Annotated in this window: 1 protein-coding gene; it reads left to right on the forward strand. The window is 47.1% G+C overall.

Features of this window, described 5'->3' with window-relative positions:
- The coding region (sppA, locus tag R7O13_RS24970; RefSeq protein ID WP_318304958.1) for a signal peptide peptidase SppA at positions 1–772 on the forward strand (772 nt) is incomplete at its 5' end.
- Positions 773–936 lie beyond the last annotated feature (164 nt).

Below are 936 nucleotides of genomic sequence, written 5' to 3' on the forward strand. Positions count from 1 at the left end.
CGATGAGAAGGTAAAAGCAGTCGTACTTCGCGTAGACAGTCCTGGTGGCAGTGCGTTTGCGTCAGAAGTGATTCGCAACGAAGTGGAAGCGCTAAAAAAAGCAGGCAAACCTGTTGTAGTTTCGATGTCGAGCTTAGCGGCCTCTGGCGGTTACTGGATCTCAATGAGCGCAGATAAAATCGTCGCACAACCAACAACACTGACAGGTTCTATTGGTATCTTCAGCGTTATTACGACGTTCGAAAAAGGCTTCAGCAACCTTGGTATCAACACCGACGGCGTTGGCACCTCACCGTTTTCTGGCGACGGCATTACGACTGGCTTGTCTGTGGGCGCGTCTCAAGCGTTCCAACTAGGCATTGAGCATGGCTACAAACGCTTTATCTCTTTGGTTGGTTCAAACCGAGATATGACGGTAGAAGAGGTAGACAAAGTCGCGCAAGGCCGAGTTTGGACAGGTCAAGATGCCTTATCGTTCGGTCTTGTTGACCAAATGGGTGACTTCGATGATGCCGTTGAGTTAGCAGCGAAGCTGGCGAACGTGACAGATTATGGTATTTACTGGGTTGAAGAGCCATTGTCACCAACAGAACTATTCCTACAAGAATTCATGAATCAGGTGAAAGTATCCCTTGGTGTTGACGCAACAAGCCTTCTGCCAAAGAGCCTTCAACCTGTGGCTCAACAGTTCGAACAAGATGCAAGTCTGCTTCAAAGCTTTAACGATCCGAAAGGACAATACGCTTTCTGTTTGAACTGCCAAGTACAGTAGATTTTCAGTAAGAAACACAAAGGGCATCTCTACGTGAGATGCCCTTTTTTATTGAGCTCAACATCTCCTCAGATGACTTTCATATGCTGTGCGCCGAGCCTCGCATCTCAAGGTTATTTAGGTATATAATCCCGCCTCTGTTCCCCTACATGAAAGAAAAAAAC

The organism is Vibrio sp. Y176 (genome assembly GCF_033438945.1).